Below are 14,907 nucleotides of genomic sequence, written 5' to 3' on the forward strand. Positions count from 1 at the left end.
TTATGAAATATATAAAACACATCGGGGTAATCACCTTACTGGCCTGCGCGATTGCCTGTAAGCAGCAAACAGCTGACAATTCCGAAAAGACTGCCGGGCCGGAAAAGCCCTTAAGGATAGGGATGGTAACCGGCCTGAAGCCTGAAAAAGCGGCCTACTACAAGGAACTGCATGCCAATACCTGGGAAGGGGTTTTAAAGAAACTGAAAGAATGTAATGTTCGCAACTATTCAATTTATCTGCAGGAGATAGAAGGCAATTACTACCTGTTTAGTTACTATGAATACACAGGGGATAACTATGAAGCCGATATGAAGAAAATCGCCGCGGATACCACCACGCAACGCTGGTGGACAGAAACAGATCCCTGCCAGATCCCTTTGCCGCAAGCCGCTGCTGAAGGCAAGATATGGGCCGGTATGGAAGAAGTTTTTCATATGGATTAAACTAACATAGATTTATGAATCAACTTGAAGCGGCTTTCCTGGCCCGGAGCAGGGAAAAAGTCAGCGACCTGGAGCATCGGAGAAAGATCAACCATGCGCTGAAGCAGTCTGACGATGCTTTTCAAAAGGGAAAGGAACAATTTTCCGACTTAGCCGCTGCCCGGAGACTGGCAAAAAACAGTAAATGGAAGGCGATTGAGTACCTGGATAGGCGGCTCGAAGAATTCGAGGAAAAGTTTACGCGGCATGGCGGAAAAGTTATCTGGGCGGAAAACGCACAGCAGGCGCTGGACGAAATAGGGACGATATGTAAAGCGAAAAATGCCCGTACCGTTGTCAAAAGCAAGTCCATGGTAACGGAGGAGATCCACCTCAACCCGTTTCTGGAAGATCGCGGCATTGACGTTATCGAAACAGATCTTGGAGAATATATCCAGCAGCTCGCCGGCGAACCTCCTTATCATATTGTCGCCCCTTCCATGCATAAGAGCAAGGAAGAGGTGGCCCAGCTGTTTCACGATAAATTAGACGCTTTGCCTGGCCTCCCTCCACGGCAGCTTACCTTATTTGCGCGAAAAAAGCTGCGAAAAAAATTCCGGGAAGCCGAAATAGGGATTACCGGCGTAAATTTTCTACTCGCCGATATCGGCGGTGTGGCCGTAACGGAAAACGAAGGGAATGCGCGGCTGACGAGCAGTTTTCCGAAAACGCATATTGCCATTGCCGGTATTGAAAAAGTCCTTTCTTCTGTTGCAGACCTTCATCTATTCTGGCCGCTGCTTGCCACTCATGGCTCCGGACAGAAAATTACGGTGTACAATAGCATATTCACCGGCCCGAAACGTCCCAAGGAAGCAGACGGCCCCGAGGAGATGTACGTCATCCTGCTAAATAACGGACGGACAAATATTCTGGCAGACGTGAAGGCCCGGGAAGGCTTGTACTGCATTCGTTGCGGCGCATGTCTGAATGTATGCCCGGTTTACAAAAATATCGGCGGCCACACTTATAACACTACCTACAGCGGGCCAATCGGTGCGGTGATAACGCCGCAGCTCAGGGGTTCCCGTAATTATAAGCACTTAAGTTACGCGTCTTCTTTATGCGGCGCCTGTACGGAAGTATGCCCTGTCCGCATCAATTTGCATGAACTGTTGCTGGATAACCGGCAGCAGGCGGTAAAGGAAAAGTCAGGAACCAGGACAGAAGCGTTTACATGGTACGCATGGAAGCGCGCAATGCTCAGCCGTTCGGTCCTTAACATCGCCAATGAAGGGACAAAAAACTTCTTCATGAAGAATCTTTTTAAAAGTGCCTGGGGAAATGAAAGAGAGCTGCCGGTTTTCCCGGGTAAATCTTTTAACGAGCAATGGAAAAAGTACCTAGATGCGGGAGAAGAGCGAGCGGTTTAAACGTGGGAAAATGGGAATACATCAAACGCGGGAAATTATCCTGAAAAAGATCAGAATGGCTTTGCTTAATGCGGTGGAACAGCCGTATCCGGGACAGGAGGCGCATTACCCGGTGTTTGAAACCTCCGGGGCAGATCTGTGTGAGCAGTTCGCTTCGGAATTTCGGGCTTTGCAGGGAGAAGTCATTTTCTGTAAGGAGAAAAAAGAATTTGTTTCGAAGCTGGAAGCGCTAGTGTCAGAAAAAAAATGGACGAATGTTGCCTGCCTGTCAGCTGCTCTGACAGAAAGCCTGCGACTACACATCCTTCCCTTTATTAATGCTGAGGGCGAACCGGATGCCGGGATCACCGGCTGTGAATTTCTGATCGCCCGTACAGGAACCGTTGCAATGAGTTCCGGGCAATCCTCAGGCCGCGCCTTTTCAGTATACAGTCCCGTGCATATTGTACTGGCTGAAAGAAGCCAGGTGCTGCCGGACCTCGAGGACGCCTTTGAAGCATTCGGGAATAAATTCAGCGATGAATGGCCCTCCGCGCTTTTCTTTGCCTCCGGACCCAGCCGCACGGGCGACATTGAAAAAACATTGGTCCTTGGGGTACACGGCCCGATAGAAGTGTATGTGTTTATACTTGACGACAAGTTTTGAACAGAATATAGGAGTCATATGGATCTGAATCTGGAAAATAAAATCATTATCGTCACAGGCGGAGCAAAGGGAGTTGGAAAGGGAATCTCCAGGGTTCTGGCTCAGGAAGGAGCGGTTCCGGTCATTGCTGGCCGGAATGAACAGGATAACATGCAGGCGGTTGCTGAAATTGAGCGGGAGGGAAGAATCGCGTTTGCCGTGACGGCCGAACTAACCCGGCCCGGGGACAGCGAAAATGCAGTAAAACTCATTTTGGATAAATTTGGCCGCATTGACGGGCTGGTTAACAACGCCGGAGTAAATGATGGCGTCGGGCTGGAAAACGGCAGCTATGAGGACTTTCTGGCAAGTCTTCACCGAAATCTTATCCATTATTACCTGATGGCCCACTATGCGCTTCCGGCATTGCGGGAGTCGAAAGGAGCCATTGTGAATATCAGCTCCCGGACAGCTGAAACCGGGCAGGGAAGCACCTCGGCCTACGCCGCGTCCAATGGAGGAAGGAATGCCCTGACCCGCGAATGGGCGGTTGAGCTTTTGAAATACGGCATTCGCGTGAACGCGGTGATTGTGGGCGATTGCTGGACTCCTTTATATGAAAAATGGGTAAGCACCTTTCCGGACCCGGAAGCGAAACTTACTTCCATTCGTTCCACTATTCCGCTGGGGAAAAGGATGACCACTGCAGAAGAACTTGGGAACGCCGTCGCATTCCTCTTGTCGGATCGCTCCAGTCACACGACCGGTCAGTTGTTCCATGTTGACGGAGGTTTTGTTCACCTGGATCGTACCATTCATTAATGTCTGTTAAAAAATGCGCGTACAGCTCTTTATTCCATGTTTCGTTGATCAGCTATTTCCAAATACCGCCTTTAACATGGTTAAAGTACTAAAAAGGCTGGGTTGTGAAATTTCCTATAATTCCAGTCAGACCTGCTGCGGTCAGCCGGCGTTTAATGCAGGTTATTGGGATGAAGCGGCGGCGGTGGCAGAAAAATTTGTTAAGGACTTCAGCAATGCCGATTATGTCGTGTCGCCCAGCGGCTCCTGTACCGGTTTTGTCCGGAATTATTACCACAAACTCTTGCCTGGCGGCACGAAATTTCCTGTGCCATCGTCTGCGATCCCGGTACAGAAACGCCTTTACGAGTTTACCGAATTTGTAGCAGACGTACTTCAGGCAAATGAAGTAGGGGCCGTAATGAAGGGCACAGGTACGTATCACGATGCTTGTGGCGCTCTCCGGGAATGTAATATCCGGGATGCTCCAAGAAAGCTGCTGGCTCATGTGAAAGGGTTGGAACTTCGGGAAGCGGACGGCTGCGAAACTTGCTGTGGCTTCGGAGGGACTTTTGCCGTGAAGTACGAACCTATTTCAGTAGCTATGGCGGAGCAAAAAGTGATCAGCGCGATGGAAACAGGTGCAGAATACATTATTTCTACAGACCTTTCCTGCCTGATGCACCTGGAAGCATACATAAAAAAGCACAAACATCCGATCAAAACCATGCACATCGCCGACGTACTCGCTTCAGGCTGGTAGGGCGCTTAAACCGCTGATCAGTTCGCTGCCATCCTGGGTTTCCGGTTGGACATTAAAGCGGGCGTATTCAAAAGAAAGATGCCATTCAACAATAAGTAAGAATCTAACCGGGTGGGTCGAAGGTCTATGGATTGACCTGTTTGCATATTTAGTGTAGTTTTGTATAGGGATCTATATGCCATTTTATGAAGCCACAATTAGTTAACCTGGATTATGTCTTACTCGATTCATTCAAGATTAAAGAAATAACAGCTCCTTATTTTACCAATTCACACCATTTTCATAACGACTACGAGTTGGTGTTGGTGCTGGAGAGTACGGGCAAAAGGGTAATTGGAGATCGCGTAGAGAACTTCAAAGGCGGCGACATGGTTTTTGTCGGCCCGAACCTGCCACATGCCTGGTTCAATGATAACGAGTACTACAAACAAAAGGAGGGGCTGCTGGCCCGATCGATTGTTACTTATTTTAAAAAGGAATGGCTGGAAAACTGCGTGCTTGCGTTACCAGGTGCAGAGAAGCTGAAGAAATTGCTGGTAAATGCCGTAAGGGGAATAAAACTTGAGGGCAAGGCGCGGGAGCGAATCGCCAGCATTCTTATAAACACAGGACAATCTAACGGCTTGAAAAAAAGTATTGACATTTTTACCGTCCTATACGAACTATCCGAAGCCAGGGAATACGAAATGCTGACAGGCATCAGTTATGTAAATTCCTACAATGAAAATGAAGCGCGGCGTATAAACGAGGTCTACGAGTATGTATTGAAAAATTTCACAACACAGATAAAATTAGAAGAAGTTGCCGCGATTGCTAACATGTCCCCAAATGCTTTCTGCCGGTATTTCAAAACACATACTCAAAAGAATTTCTCCTACTTTATCAACGAGGTCCGTATTGGACATGCATGCAAGCTTTTATTAAAGAAGGATTTGAGTGTTTCCAGGGTTTGCTTCGAGTCTGGCTTTCAAAGTATGACGAATTTCAACAAATTCTTTAAAAGATTTACTGGTAAAAGCCCTAATGAGTACCGAAAAGGGATCGTTTCCCTGGAATGATATAATACCTTCATGATCATTTGCTGAAGCTTAGCGACCCGGTTTTGGCCGGTGGTTTCATTCATCATGAATAACTATATTATAGGTGGCATTCCAGCCTCTAAAACTTGCAAAAGATCCCTCTTAGTGCCAAATTGCGAATTGCCGTAAGTTACCCTAACTCCTTTTCAACTCCCTTATTTCCTCCTGCATTGCCGCAATTGCGGTCATTACCTGGTGGAGTGGTGTGGATTCCGGCAGCTGGCGGGTATGGTGACTGTGGTACTTCCAGATTTCCAGGATTTCTTCTGCGGGAACCGTGTAAGGGGCGTAGAGATGGTTGAGGGAGCGGAGGAGGAAGTGGTTTTCTTTTTTCTGGTAGGTGAGGAGTTTAAAGAGAAGATCATGCCCGTCTGATTTCAGAAGCACGATGCAGGGAGTGCCGGGTTTGAGGGAGGTCCAGTCCTGGAGGTATTCGGCAACGATGTCCGTGCCTTCGGGGAAGGGAAGCATGGAGTCGCCGGTGGTGGGAAAAATGCGAAAGGTTTTGTTTTTGGGAAGGTTGGGAATGTGATACCTGGGGAGCGAAGCAATGAATTCCGGGTCATTGTAGCCGGCGGCATAGCCGGCTTTCGCCTTTACGGGGACGTATTCCACGTTTTCCTGGTTGCTTTTATTCACGGTAATGGCTAAGATCCGGAGATTGCTGCCTTTCAGGTAGACGTCGTTGCCGGCTTCCAGTTCGCGCAGGTGCAGTTCGCCGAGTTTGGGTAAGTCCACCTTCAGAAGGCTGTCAATGCTGATGCGGAAATATTCTGAGACGGCCAGGTAGTCCGCCGGCTGGGGGCTTTGGTCTGGCCGTTTTCCAGGGCATTTAGCTTGGATCGGGTGATGTGAAGTTTTTCGGCCAGCGCTTCCTGGCTTATTTTTTTTCGCTCGCGGAGGAATTTGAGGTTGCTGCAGAAAAATATTTTTTGCGATGTCATTTTTCTTTGATACTATTAGTGACACATGATTGTCATTAATCGTGTCAAATATAGGTAAAATATTCTGGTTTGTATGGAAAGGCATATCGTACATGCTGATATGGATACGTTTTTTGTGTCGGTAGAGCGGTTGGTGAACAGTAAATTGAAAGACAGGCCGGTGTTGATCGGCGGGGGCAGCGACCGCGGGGTGGTGGCTTCATGTTCCTACGAGGCGAGGAAGTTCGGCGTGCATTCGGCCATGCCCATGAAGCTGGCGCTCCGGCTTTGCCCCGAGGCAGTGGTCGTGCGGGGCGATCATGAGCTGTATAGCAAGTACTCGAACCTGGTTACCGGAATTATCCAGGAGCAGGCGCCGGTGGTGGAGAAGGCGAGCATTGACGAGCATTATATTGATATGACGGGCATGGATCGCTTTTTTGGGTGCTGGAAGTACGCCGGCGAGCTGCGCGCGCGCATTATCCGCGAAACCGGGCTTCCGATTTCTTTTGGCTTGTCCTCTAGTAAGACCGTCAGTAAGATCGCTACCGGCGAAGCCAAACCCTGCGGGCAGCGCCAGGTGCTGAGCGGTAGTGAAAAAGGGTTTCTTGCGCCGCTTTCGATCAGGAAGATACCCATGATCGGGGCAAAAACATACGCTCAGCTGCGCAATATGGGCATTGCCCGATGCGGGACGCTGCAGCAAATGGAGATGGGCACCTTGTATCGGGTGCTGGGGGAAAATGGCATTAGCATCTGGCGAAAGGCGAACGGAATGGATGCGAGCCCGGTCGTGCCCTTGCGGGAGCAGAAAAGCATGAGCAAGGAAACTACTTTTCATACCGATACGATTGATATACAGCAGCTTCGAAAGACGCTGGCAGGGATGGTGGATGCGCTTGCTTTTGATTTGCGGCAGGAAGGGAAGCTTGCCGGCTGTCTTACGTTAAAGATCCGCTACAGCAATTTTGATACCCATACCCAGCAGCTGCGCCTGGGATATACCAGTTCGGATAAAGTATTGCTGGAAACGACGATGAGCTTGTTTAAAAAGCTATACAGCCGCAGAATGCTGATCCGCCTCATCGGGATCAGATTCTCTCACCTGATCCACGGGTCGCGCCAGGCTGATCTGTTTGCCGATACGCTGGAAGAGATCGAGCTGACCTCGGCGATGGACCGGATACGTAACCGCTATGGCAGCCGTTCTGTCATGCGTGCAGTATGCCTTTAAACGACGTATTCTAATCCTGATCCGAAGATGCTGTTGAATGTGCATAGTTATTACAGCCTGCGCTACGGGACCCTGAGCCCGGCGGAGCTGATTGAGGGGATGCTAACTCATGGATACGATACGGCCGTGCTGTCGGATATCAACAACAGCACCGGGGTGCTGGAGATGATCCGGCTGGGGAGGGAAGCGGGGGTGACGATCCTTGCGGGAATGGAGTACCGGAATGAAGGCCGGTTGCTGTATATCGGTATCGCGAAAAATGAACAGGGCTTCAGGGAGCTTAACGAGCTGATGACAGCCCGTAACCGGGAAGGGGGAACCTTGCCGGAACGTGCGCCGGCATTTAACGATGCCCTGGTAGTTTATCCCTTCGGCAGCTATTCAGCGCGATCGCTGAGGGAAAACGAGTATATCGGCGTCCGGCCGCCGGAGGTAAACCGCCTGATCATGGAGTCCGAAAAGACCTTGGAGCGCCATGTGATCCTGGCGCCGGTTTCCTTTGACGCGAAGGATTATAAGCTGCACTGTCAGCTCCGGGCGATCGACCACAATGTGCTGATCTCACAGCTGGAAGGGGCGCAGGTGGCGCCCCGGGAGGAAGTATTCCTTGAAAAAGGAAAACTGCTTCGCGCATACCAGTCTTTTCCGCAGTTAATACGCAGCACCACGCGCCTGCTTGCTGAATGCGCGTTCGACTTTGATTTTAAGTCGGTGAAAAACAAAGCGGCTTTTACCGGCAATCACTACGATGATAAACAGCTGCTTTATAAATATACGATGGACGGCTTGGTCCGGAGGTATGGGAAAAATGACCGGGTGGCGCGGGAGCGGGCCCTGAAAGAGCTGGATATCATTGATGACCTCCATTTTTCATCCTATTTTCTGATTACCGACGATATCTGCCGGTATGCCCGGGGGCGTTCGTTTCATTATGTAGGCCGCGGTAGCGGGGCTAATTCCATTGTGGCCTACTGCCTGGGCATAACCGATGTCTGTCCGGTAGAGCTGGACCTGTATTTCGAGCGGTTTTTAAATCCAAAACGAAAGTCCCCGCCGGATTTCGATATTGACTTCTCCTGGAAGGACCGCGATGAAATGTACGATTATATTTTCCGACGCTACCAAAGCGGTCATACGGCACTGATGGGGGCAATGAGTACATTTCGCGGACGCAGCATGATGCGGGAACTGGGAAAGGTATACGGGCTCCCTAAAGGGGAAATTGACCGGCTGATCCATGAACCGCAGCACCTGCTCAACAAGAATGAAGTCACCGAACTGATCCTTTCGGTCTGCAGCCGGCTGGAGGATTTTCCTAATCAGCGTACTATCCATGCGAGCGGCGTGTTGATCTCCGAACGGCCCCTGACGCATTATTCCGCACTGGATTACCCGCCCAAAGGGCTTCCCACCATGCAGTTTGACATGTACGTGGCCGAAGACATCGGTTTTGAAAAGTTCGATATTCTGTCCCAGCGCGGCATCGGACATATCCGTGACTGCCGGGAGATTATTAAACAGAATCGGGGAGAGACGGTCAGTACCGAATGTCCCAAAAGGTTTTTTAGCGATCCGAAAATCGCTGAGCAGTTAAGAACAGGGAATACGATCGGTTGTTTTTACATTGAATCACCAGCCATGCGCCAGCTGCTCACGAAGCTGCAATGCGCCGATTACCTTACACTCGTGGCCGCCTCGTCCATTATCCGGCCCGGAGTAGCTGGCAGCGGGATGATGAAGGCGTTTATCGAGCGTCATCACGATCCTTCCAAGGTGGTGTACCCGCATCCTGTGTTCCGGGAGCAATTGGAAGAAACTTACGGGGTGATGGTCTACCAGGAGGACGTGATGAAGATAGGCCATCACTTTGGCGGCCTGGACCTTGCTGACGCGGACGTGCTGCGGCGGATGATGTCAGGTAAATACCGCGATAAAGCTCATCTTGTGGAAATTGAAGAGAAGTATTTTGACCATTGCCGGAGGATGGGGTACACCGAAAGCGTATCGCGGGAAATATGGCGGCAGATGGAATCCTTCGCCGGCTACAGCTTTAACAAGGCCCACAGCGCTTCATTCGCCGTAGAAAGCTATCAAAGCCTGTTCCTGAAGACCTACTATCCGCTGGAATTTATGGTTGCGGTATTAAATAATTACGGCGGGTTTTACCACCGTAGGGTGTATGTCAACGAAGCGCGCAAAGCCGGGGGAACGGTGACGCCGCCCTGCGTGAACCGAAGCGGATACACGGCAAGTATCGATGGGAAAGAGATTTACCTTGGCTTTGACTGTTTATTGAACCTGGACAGCAAGCTGGCTTTGGGCATTAGCGTGGAACGGGAGCAAAGCGGACCTTACACCGGCTTGGAAAACTTTGTACTCCGCACGGGAGCGGGACTGGACCAGCTGGTCATACTCATCCGCGCGGGCGCTTTCCGGTTTCTGGGAACAGGAAAGAAAGAACTCCTCTGGGAGGCGCATTTGCTGCTGGCGGGACAGAAACGTCAGCAGGAGTCACTGCCGCCGCCGCTGTTCCGGAGCAGCGCTGTAAAGCCGGTGCTGCCTCCGCTGGAGTCTACCGGCATCGAGGATATCTATGACGAGATTGAGCTGGTAGGCTTTCCCGTTTCGGCAAGCATGTTTGAACTGGCTAAAAGCGGCTTCCGGGGCGACAGAACTGCCAAAGATCTCGCACTATCGGAAGGGCAAACCCTGCGAATGGTGGGAGACTTTGTAACCGATAAGGACGTACGAACCAAAAATGGAAAACGCATGAAATTCGGCACCTTCTTTGACGTCCACGGTGACTTCTTTGATACCATCCATTTTGCGCCTTCGCTGGCGCAGTATCCGCTGCGGGGAAACGGGCTGTACCTGCTGGAAGGAAAGGTCGTGCTGGACTTTGGGTGTCCGGCGCTGGACGTGGCCCGCTGCGCGAAATTACCGCTGAAACCGGATCCGCGCAGCGAATAAAACGACTCATACCCTGCTTCAGCAATCCTTCCACGCACAACCACCGTCTGTTGTTTCAATTTGCAGGGTAGGGGGATGAATGTTGAATTGCTGCATGATGTTCAATGCCTTGTTCCTGACATCCAACAGCGATTCCCGCCTCAAATTCTTCGGGCAGCTTGTTAACCGGAATGGATTGGCCCTTCTTTTTCATCACCCCGACACTAAATCTCAGCGGCCATCGCAGGATCGCTGACACTATGCCTGCCGGTTTCTACCCGGCCGGCGAAACGATGCAGGTATCCGTCTGCTGATTTGACCGAGAAGTCGTACCAGTTTCCGCTGCCGGCCAGTTCCCAGCGTTTTTTCTTGTTTTTTCCGGGGTCAATGGTAAAGGAGTTCTCTCCCGGATGATCATATGCGTTAGCGGAGATCGCTAATTGCAAGGGGCTGCTGCCCGGATTTTGCAGCGTGATGGATATCCCGCCCTTCCTGTGGTCATAATCTATCGTGGCAACAGGTTCATTCATCAGGATACTGCCCGAGAATTTCTGGAAATAGCCATTCGGGCCAAAAACCTCCAGATCGTACTTTCCTTCCGAAGGCAGCGTCCATTCATCGTCAAGGGATTTACCCGCTTCTACCGTATACCGCTTAGGAATAGCATCTAAATTATAAAGGTCGTAAACATGGTATACGGCGCCCGCCTCGCCCTTGTTTTCGAAGATCAGTTTAATTTTATTTTCGTTTTTTTTCGCCTGGCAATGGCAATGCAAGCGATAAGGCAGTGCGCGGGAAAATCGCGTGCCCTTTTCCTGGTAGAGCGAAGAAGGTGTGTTCGGGGCAACAGCCTTGGGCAGGCGTTTAGAGGCCTCATCCCGAAGCGCATGGTCGGAAGTGTCCGGCATAGCCGGAAATTTGGGATCGTTCGGGGTGACAAAGTCAAATGCAGACGTCAGGTCGCTGCTTACCGCTCTGTGCCAGGGTGTAATGGCGGGTATGGTTATACCGAAACGTTTTTCGATGAACTGTGCTACTGATGTATGATCGGCCACTTCGGAATTTACCCAGCCGCCCTTGCTCCAGGGAGACAAAATATACATGGGAACCCGCGGGCCCATTCCCCAGGGACGTAAATTGCCTGAGATCGTATCCCGTTTGTCCAAGTAGTTATGTTCGCCCTTGCTGTTATCAAAATACATTCCCGCAAGATCTGTCGTGGATTTTCCGGCCAGCGTATTATCCAGGTTATAAGAAGGAACGGCGGGCGCCGGAAGATGGTCGAAAAAGCCGTCGTTCTCATCAAAGGTCAGAAAGAAAACCGTTTTGCTCCATACTTCCGGATTCGAAGTGATGGCTTCCAATACCTCATGGGTAAAGTCGGCTCCCCTGTAGGGACTGGAGGGCGCGCCGGGATGTTCGGAGTCTTTTTGCGAGGGCAGCACCCAGCTCACCTGCGGGAGGGTATCATTCAGTACGTCCTTTTTCAGGTTTTCCAGCGTCCAGTGCCGCATACCGTTCTCATAAATGGACGAACCCGGTTTTGCCTCGCGAAAACTTTCAAACGCCAGGCAGCCGTGCATGGCTCCCGTCCAGTTGTCATTCGGATCCTGGTAAATACGCCAGCTGACCCCTTCTTTATCCAGTACGTCGGGAATAGTGGGCCACTTGAAAGCATTCCCCTTGTAGGTGTACCCCGGCTTGGGCAAGGCGCCGGTTATCCAGCAGCGAAGATTGACCGGCTCTGAATCTGCATCCGTACAGTTAATTCCTGCAGCGCGCTTTTCCGGATCGAAATTAGCACCTGACCAAAAGACGATCCTGTTGGGGTCGGTTCCGGTAGCAATGGAACAAAAATAAGCATCACATATGGTGAACGATTCCGCCATCGCATACTGGAAAGGAATTTCTTCCCTGGTATAGTAGGCCATGGAATACGGGGTTTTGAATAAGGGCCAGAAACCGTATTTCCCCTGGTTCCAGGCGGCTTGCATATCGGAAAAATTATGGGGCGTACCTTGGACCAATGCGGCATTGGAGGTTTTTCCGTGCGCCCGGTAGGGAGGGACTACCTGGTTTCCGTCAGATTGGTGAAAAGCACGCCGGCCGCTTTCCAAAGGAACAGGAAACCGGTCTCCAAACCCGCGCACGCCCTTCATTGCCCCGAAGTAATGATCGAAAGACCGGTTTTCCTGCATCAGGATAACAATGTGCTTTACATCGTTGATCGAACGGCTGGCATTGTGCGCCTGTACGGCCAGCGCCTTCTGTAGCAATGGTCCCCAAAGAGCTGTTGCAATGCCCGCCCCGGTGGTCATGGTAATAAATTTCCGCCTGTTTAGTTTAGTCATGTCTTGTAATTATGCAGGAAAGGAAGGTAAGGATTTTACCTGATTTTATAAAAAGTGAACGCTCCGCTGAAATCCATGCTTTTTACCTGGCCGGTCTGTATATCGGTCGCGAAGCTTATTTCCGATGCATCATTTGTCTCCACGAATGTGGAATCATTTATAGGAAGGTAACTGTTTTTCATGCCGTCATTTGGATCATAAAGAATCAGCCTGCCTCCGGAACCGATGCTCACCTCCAGGGGACGTTCCGATTCGGCGCTTTAGGGAAGACCACCTTCTCAAAATAATCCTTAAAGCTGGTACCCGATACATCCTCAATGGCCATAGACGATGGAAAGCATAAAAAAAACACCTTATATTTTTCTATTCTTTGTGTTGGGTTCCTTTACATTATCCGCATTAAACGACAAGATAAAGCTGCCCGGCCTTCATCCCTATCTTTACGAAGATAGTTTCAAAATGATAGGAATTATTTGCCGGCTCACTTATCACTATATTGTCTGCCTTAAAGTCCTGCGGAATACGATCCGGTAGGATTCTGTAAAGCTGGTATGCATCATTCTGAAACATTTCCAATTGGCTACCTGATAACGGTTTCTTACATTCTGTGTTGCACAATGCTTGCACTGAGGCCGCTGAAGCCACGGCGGTCGGGGCCGTTTAATTGGAGCTTTTGGTTTGGTTATTTATTCAATGAGTTACCTTTCCTGGTTTTTTTCTGGCTGTTTACTTCTACTTTGTCGGCTTTTCAACAACATATTGTCAATTCGCCGGCTGGCTGGATTGCGTTTGGCCTGGCCGTTCTCGCAACAATCGGTCTGGCGGTTATCGTAAAGCGTCAGCTGCGGGCGGATCAGTCAGTCTGCCAGGCATTGAATGATCGTCTTGGCGCCGGTTGGCGGGACGCAATTGATACCCGCATGGCTGCGCTTTTGGAGCAACGTCCTTCCTTTTCCTGTATTCTGTTCGCTCCGTTCTTCGTCAGCCGACCAAGTGTAAAACGCGTGGCGAATATCGCTTACGGCGATGCGGGTAAATGGAATCTGCTCGATGTCTACCATCATCGCGATCTTCCCCCGAATTGTCCGACCCTGATATATCTGCATGGGGGAGCGTTCCGAAGCGGCTGGAAAAACCGCGAAGCGCTTCCGCTCCTCTACAGGCTGGCGAACCAGGGTTGGCTATGTATCAGCGCGAATTACCGGCTAAGCCCGGCAGCGCGGTTTCCTGATCATCTTATTGATCTTAAGAAGGTCATTGCCTGGGTGCGTGAATATGGCGGCCGGTACGGCGCTGATCCTGCGACAATATTTACAGCGGGCAGCTCTGCAGGCGGCTGTCTGGCCGTTATGGCCGCCCTGACACCCAACGATCCCGCATTCCAGCCTGATTTTGAGCATACAGATACTTCTGTTGCCGCCGCTATTTCCTTATACGGTTACTATGGCTCCGTCACTGCCGGGGGGCCGAACCCTTCGTCGCCGCTGGCTTACGTTCGCCCGGATGCGCCGCCGGTTTTTATGGTACACGGCTATCAGGATACGATTGTGATCGTGGAAGACGCCCGGAACTTTGCCCGTAAGCTGCAGCTTGCTTCATCAAGCCCCGTAGTGTATGCTGAACTGCCAGGCGCTCAGCACACCTTTGACTTGTTCCATTCCCTCCGCTTTGAGGCAGTCATTGATGGGATTGAAGCATTTGCCGCCTGGGTAAGATCGCGTAAGGGATGATATTTCTTTATATTCCCATTAGTAACTTCTTCAAGGATATGACATATCCTGTATGAAGGCCTTCATGATAAAGCAGGTAGTCTAACGCCTCGTCAATGTTATTTACTTCGATTTCGTAAACCTTTTTTATACCGGCGGAAGGGGAGTAGTTTTGGAATATATTGTTGTCAAAGTCTATTTGTAAATTGTCAGGGGATGCGATAAATATCTCTTTAATGAATTTGATTTCCCCTTCGCTCAGGGATCGTTCAGGTTTAGTGCCGGACATAAACGGTGAAAGGTACTTCTCTTCGACAGTAACAGCTAAACCGGCCCGGGTGTAACACATAGTTTGTTCGGCACAAATAAGGTGTCCCAGGTTCCAGATAATATTATTGTTGTATCCGGCAGGGATTTCGTTAAGTTGAGGTATTGTCAAGTCCTCAATTTGCTTCAATAAGAAAAGCCTGAATTTTTTAATGCTTTCAATTTTCCTGTTCATCAGTACACATTCATTGTTTTAAACTTATCGCACCGGCGAATTTAGTAATTGTGGTACTCAGGAAAAATTTCCGTACCCGATAGAAAGCGAAATAGAAAACATTAATTTTGTAG

15 protein-coding genes are annotated in these 14,907 nt (G+C 50.2%); 10 read left to right on the forward strand and 5 right to left on the reverse strand.

All coding sequences use genetic code 11. The features are described 5' to 3' along the window. The first annotated feature begins 2 nt into the window (after positions 1–2). The 6 genes from FRZ59_RS12415 to FRZ59_RS12440 all read left to right on the forward strand — a co-directional run bounded on the left by FRZ59_RS12415 (position 3) and on the right by FRZ59_RS12440 (position 5,105). The gene (locus tag FRZ59_RS12415; protein WP_132128736.1) at positions 3–446 is read left to right on the forward strand and encodes an L-rhamnose mutarotase; all 444 of its coding nucleotides are present in this window, start codon (positions 3–5) and stop codon (positions 444–446) included. 14 nt (positions 447–460) lie between these two features. Next, on the forward strand, positions 461–1,858 hold the full coding sequence (locus FRZ59_RS12420; RefSeq protein ID WP_132128738.1) for a LutB/LldF family L-lactate oxidation iron-sulfur protein: 1,398 nt from the start codon (positions 461–463) through the stop codon (positions 1,856–1,858). A 10-nt stretch (positions 1,859–1,868) separates the two neighbouring features. Next, positions 1,869–2,504: a LutC/YkgG family protein gene (locus FRZ59_RS12425; RefSeq protein ID WP_158640628.1), complete on the forward strand. Its 636-nt coding sequence runs from the start codon at positions 1,869–1,871 to the stop codon at positions 2,502–2,504. Positions 2,505–2,522: 18 nt separating this feature from the next. Next, positions 2,523–3,305, forward strand: coding sequence for an L-fucose dehydrogenase (locus tag FRZ59_RS12430; RefSeq protein WP_132128741.1), 783 nt, complete (start codon positions 2,523–2,525; stop codon positions 3,303–3,305). A gap of 13 nt (positions 3,306–3,318) precedes the next feature. Continuing rightward, positions 3,319–4,047: a (Fe-S)-binding protein gene (locus tag FRZ59_RS12435; RefSeq protein WP_132128743.1), complete on the forward strand. Its 729-nt coding sequence runs from the start codon at positions 3,319–3,321 to the stop codon at positions 4,045–4,047. A 185-nt stretch (positions 4,048–4,232) separates the two neighbouring features. Then, complete coding sequence (locus FRZ59_RS12440; RefSeq protein WP_132128745.1) at positions 4,233–5,105, forward strand: AraC family transcriptional regulator; 873 nt, start codon at positions 4,233–4,235, stop codon at positions 5,103–5,105. A 156-nt stretch (positions 5,106–5,261) separates the two neighbouring features. Here the strand turns inward: FRZ59_RS12440 and FRZ59_RS12445 are convergent, their stop codons facing one another. Together FRZ59_RS12445 and FRZ59_RS19135 are read right to left on the reverse strand one after the other, a co-directional pair. Further along, the gene (locus FRZ59_RS12445; RefSeq protein WP_225975052.1) at positions 5,262–5,864 is read right to left on the reverse strand and encodes a S24 family peptidase; all 603 of its coding nucleotides are present in this window, start codon (positions 5,862–5,864) and stop codon (positions 5,262–5,264) included. A 2-nt stretch (positions 5,865–5,866) separates the two neighbouring features. Further along, on the reverse strand, positions 5,867–6,070 hold the full coding sequence (locus FRZ59_RS19135; protein WP_225975053.1) for a helix-turn-helix domain-containing protein: 204 nt from the start codon (positions 6,068–6,070) through the stop codon (positions 5,867–5,869). Between the two features lie 73 nt (positions 6,071–6,143). Here FRZ59_RS19135 and dinB point away from each other — a divergent pair, with 73 nt between their 5' ends. Then, positions 6,144–7,283 carry a DNA polymerase IV gene (gene dinB / locus FRZ59_RS12450; protein ID WP_132128749.1) on the forward strand — a complete coding sequence of 380 codons (1,140 nt, stop codon included), beginning with the start codon at positions 6,144–6,146 and terminating at the stop codon, positions 7,281–7,283. A gap of 27 nt (positions 7,284–7,310) precedes the next feature. Next, positions 7,311–10,253 carry a DNA polymerase III subunit alpha gene (locus FRZ59_RS12455; protein ID WP_132128751.1) on the forward strand — a complete coding sequence of 981 codons (2,943 nt, stop codon included), beginning with the start codon at positions 7,311–7,313 and terminating at the stop codon, positions 10,251–10,253. 203 nt (positions 10,254–10,456) lie between these two features. Here the strand turns inward: FRZ59_RS12455 and FRZ59_RS12460 are convergent, their stop codons facing one another. Continuing rightward, on the reverse strand, positions 10,457–12,583 hold the full coding sequence (locus FRZ59_RS12460) for a phosphocholine-specific phospholipase C (protein ID WP_132128752.1): 2,127 nt from the start codon (positions 12,581–12,583) through the stop codon (positions 10,457–10,459). 35 nt (positions 12,584–12,618) lie between these two features. After that, entirely contained in the window at positions 12,619–12,765 is a 147-nt protein-coding gene (locus tag FRZ59_RS12465) for a hypothetical protein (protein ID WP_158640629.1), read from the reverse strand. Positions 12,766–12,913: 148 nt separating this feature from the next. Here FRZ59_RS12465 and FRZ59_RS12470 point away from each other — a divergent pair, with 148 nt between their 5' ends. Continuing rightward, positions 12,914–13,117, forward strand: coding sequence for a hypothetical protein (locus tag FRZ59_RS12470; protein WP_132128754.1), 204 nt, complete (start codon positions 12,914–12,916; stop codon positions 13,115–13,117). 83 nt (positions 13,118–13,200) lie between these two features. Further along, a complete protein-coding gene (locus FRZ59_RS12475) occupies positions 13,201–14,313 on the forward strand; it encodes an alpha/beta hydrolase (protein ID WP_207910255.1) in 1,113 nt (370 codons plus the stop codon). Positions 14,314–14,320: 7 nt separating this feature from the next. Here FRZ59_RS12475 and FRZ59_RS12480 read toward each other — a convergent pair whose 3' ends face one another. After that, on the reverse strand, positions 14,321–14,794 hold the full coding sequence (locus FRZ59_RS12480) for a DinB family protein (protein WP_132128758.1): 474 nt from the start codon (positions 14,792–14,794) through the stop codon (positions 14,321–14,323). Between the last annotated feature and the right edge of the window lie 113 nt (positions 14,795–14,907).

It is taken from the genome of Anseongella ginsenosidimutans, from assembly GCF_008033235.1.
GTDB lineage: Bacteria > Bacteroidota > Bacteroidia > Sphingobacteriales > Sphingobacteriaceae > Anseongella > Anseongella ginsenosidimutans.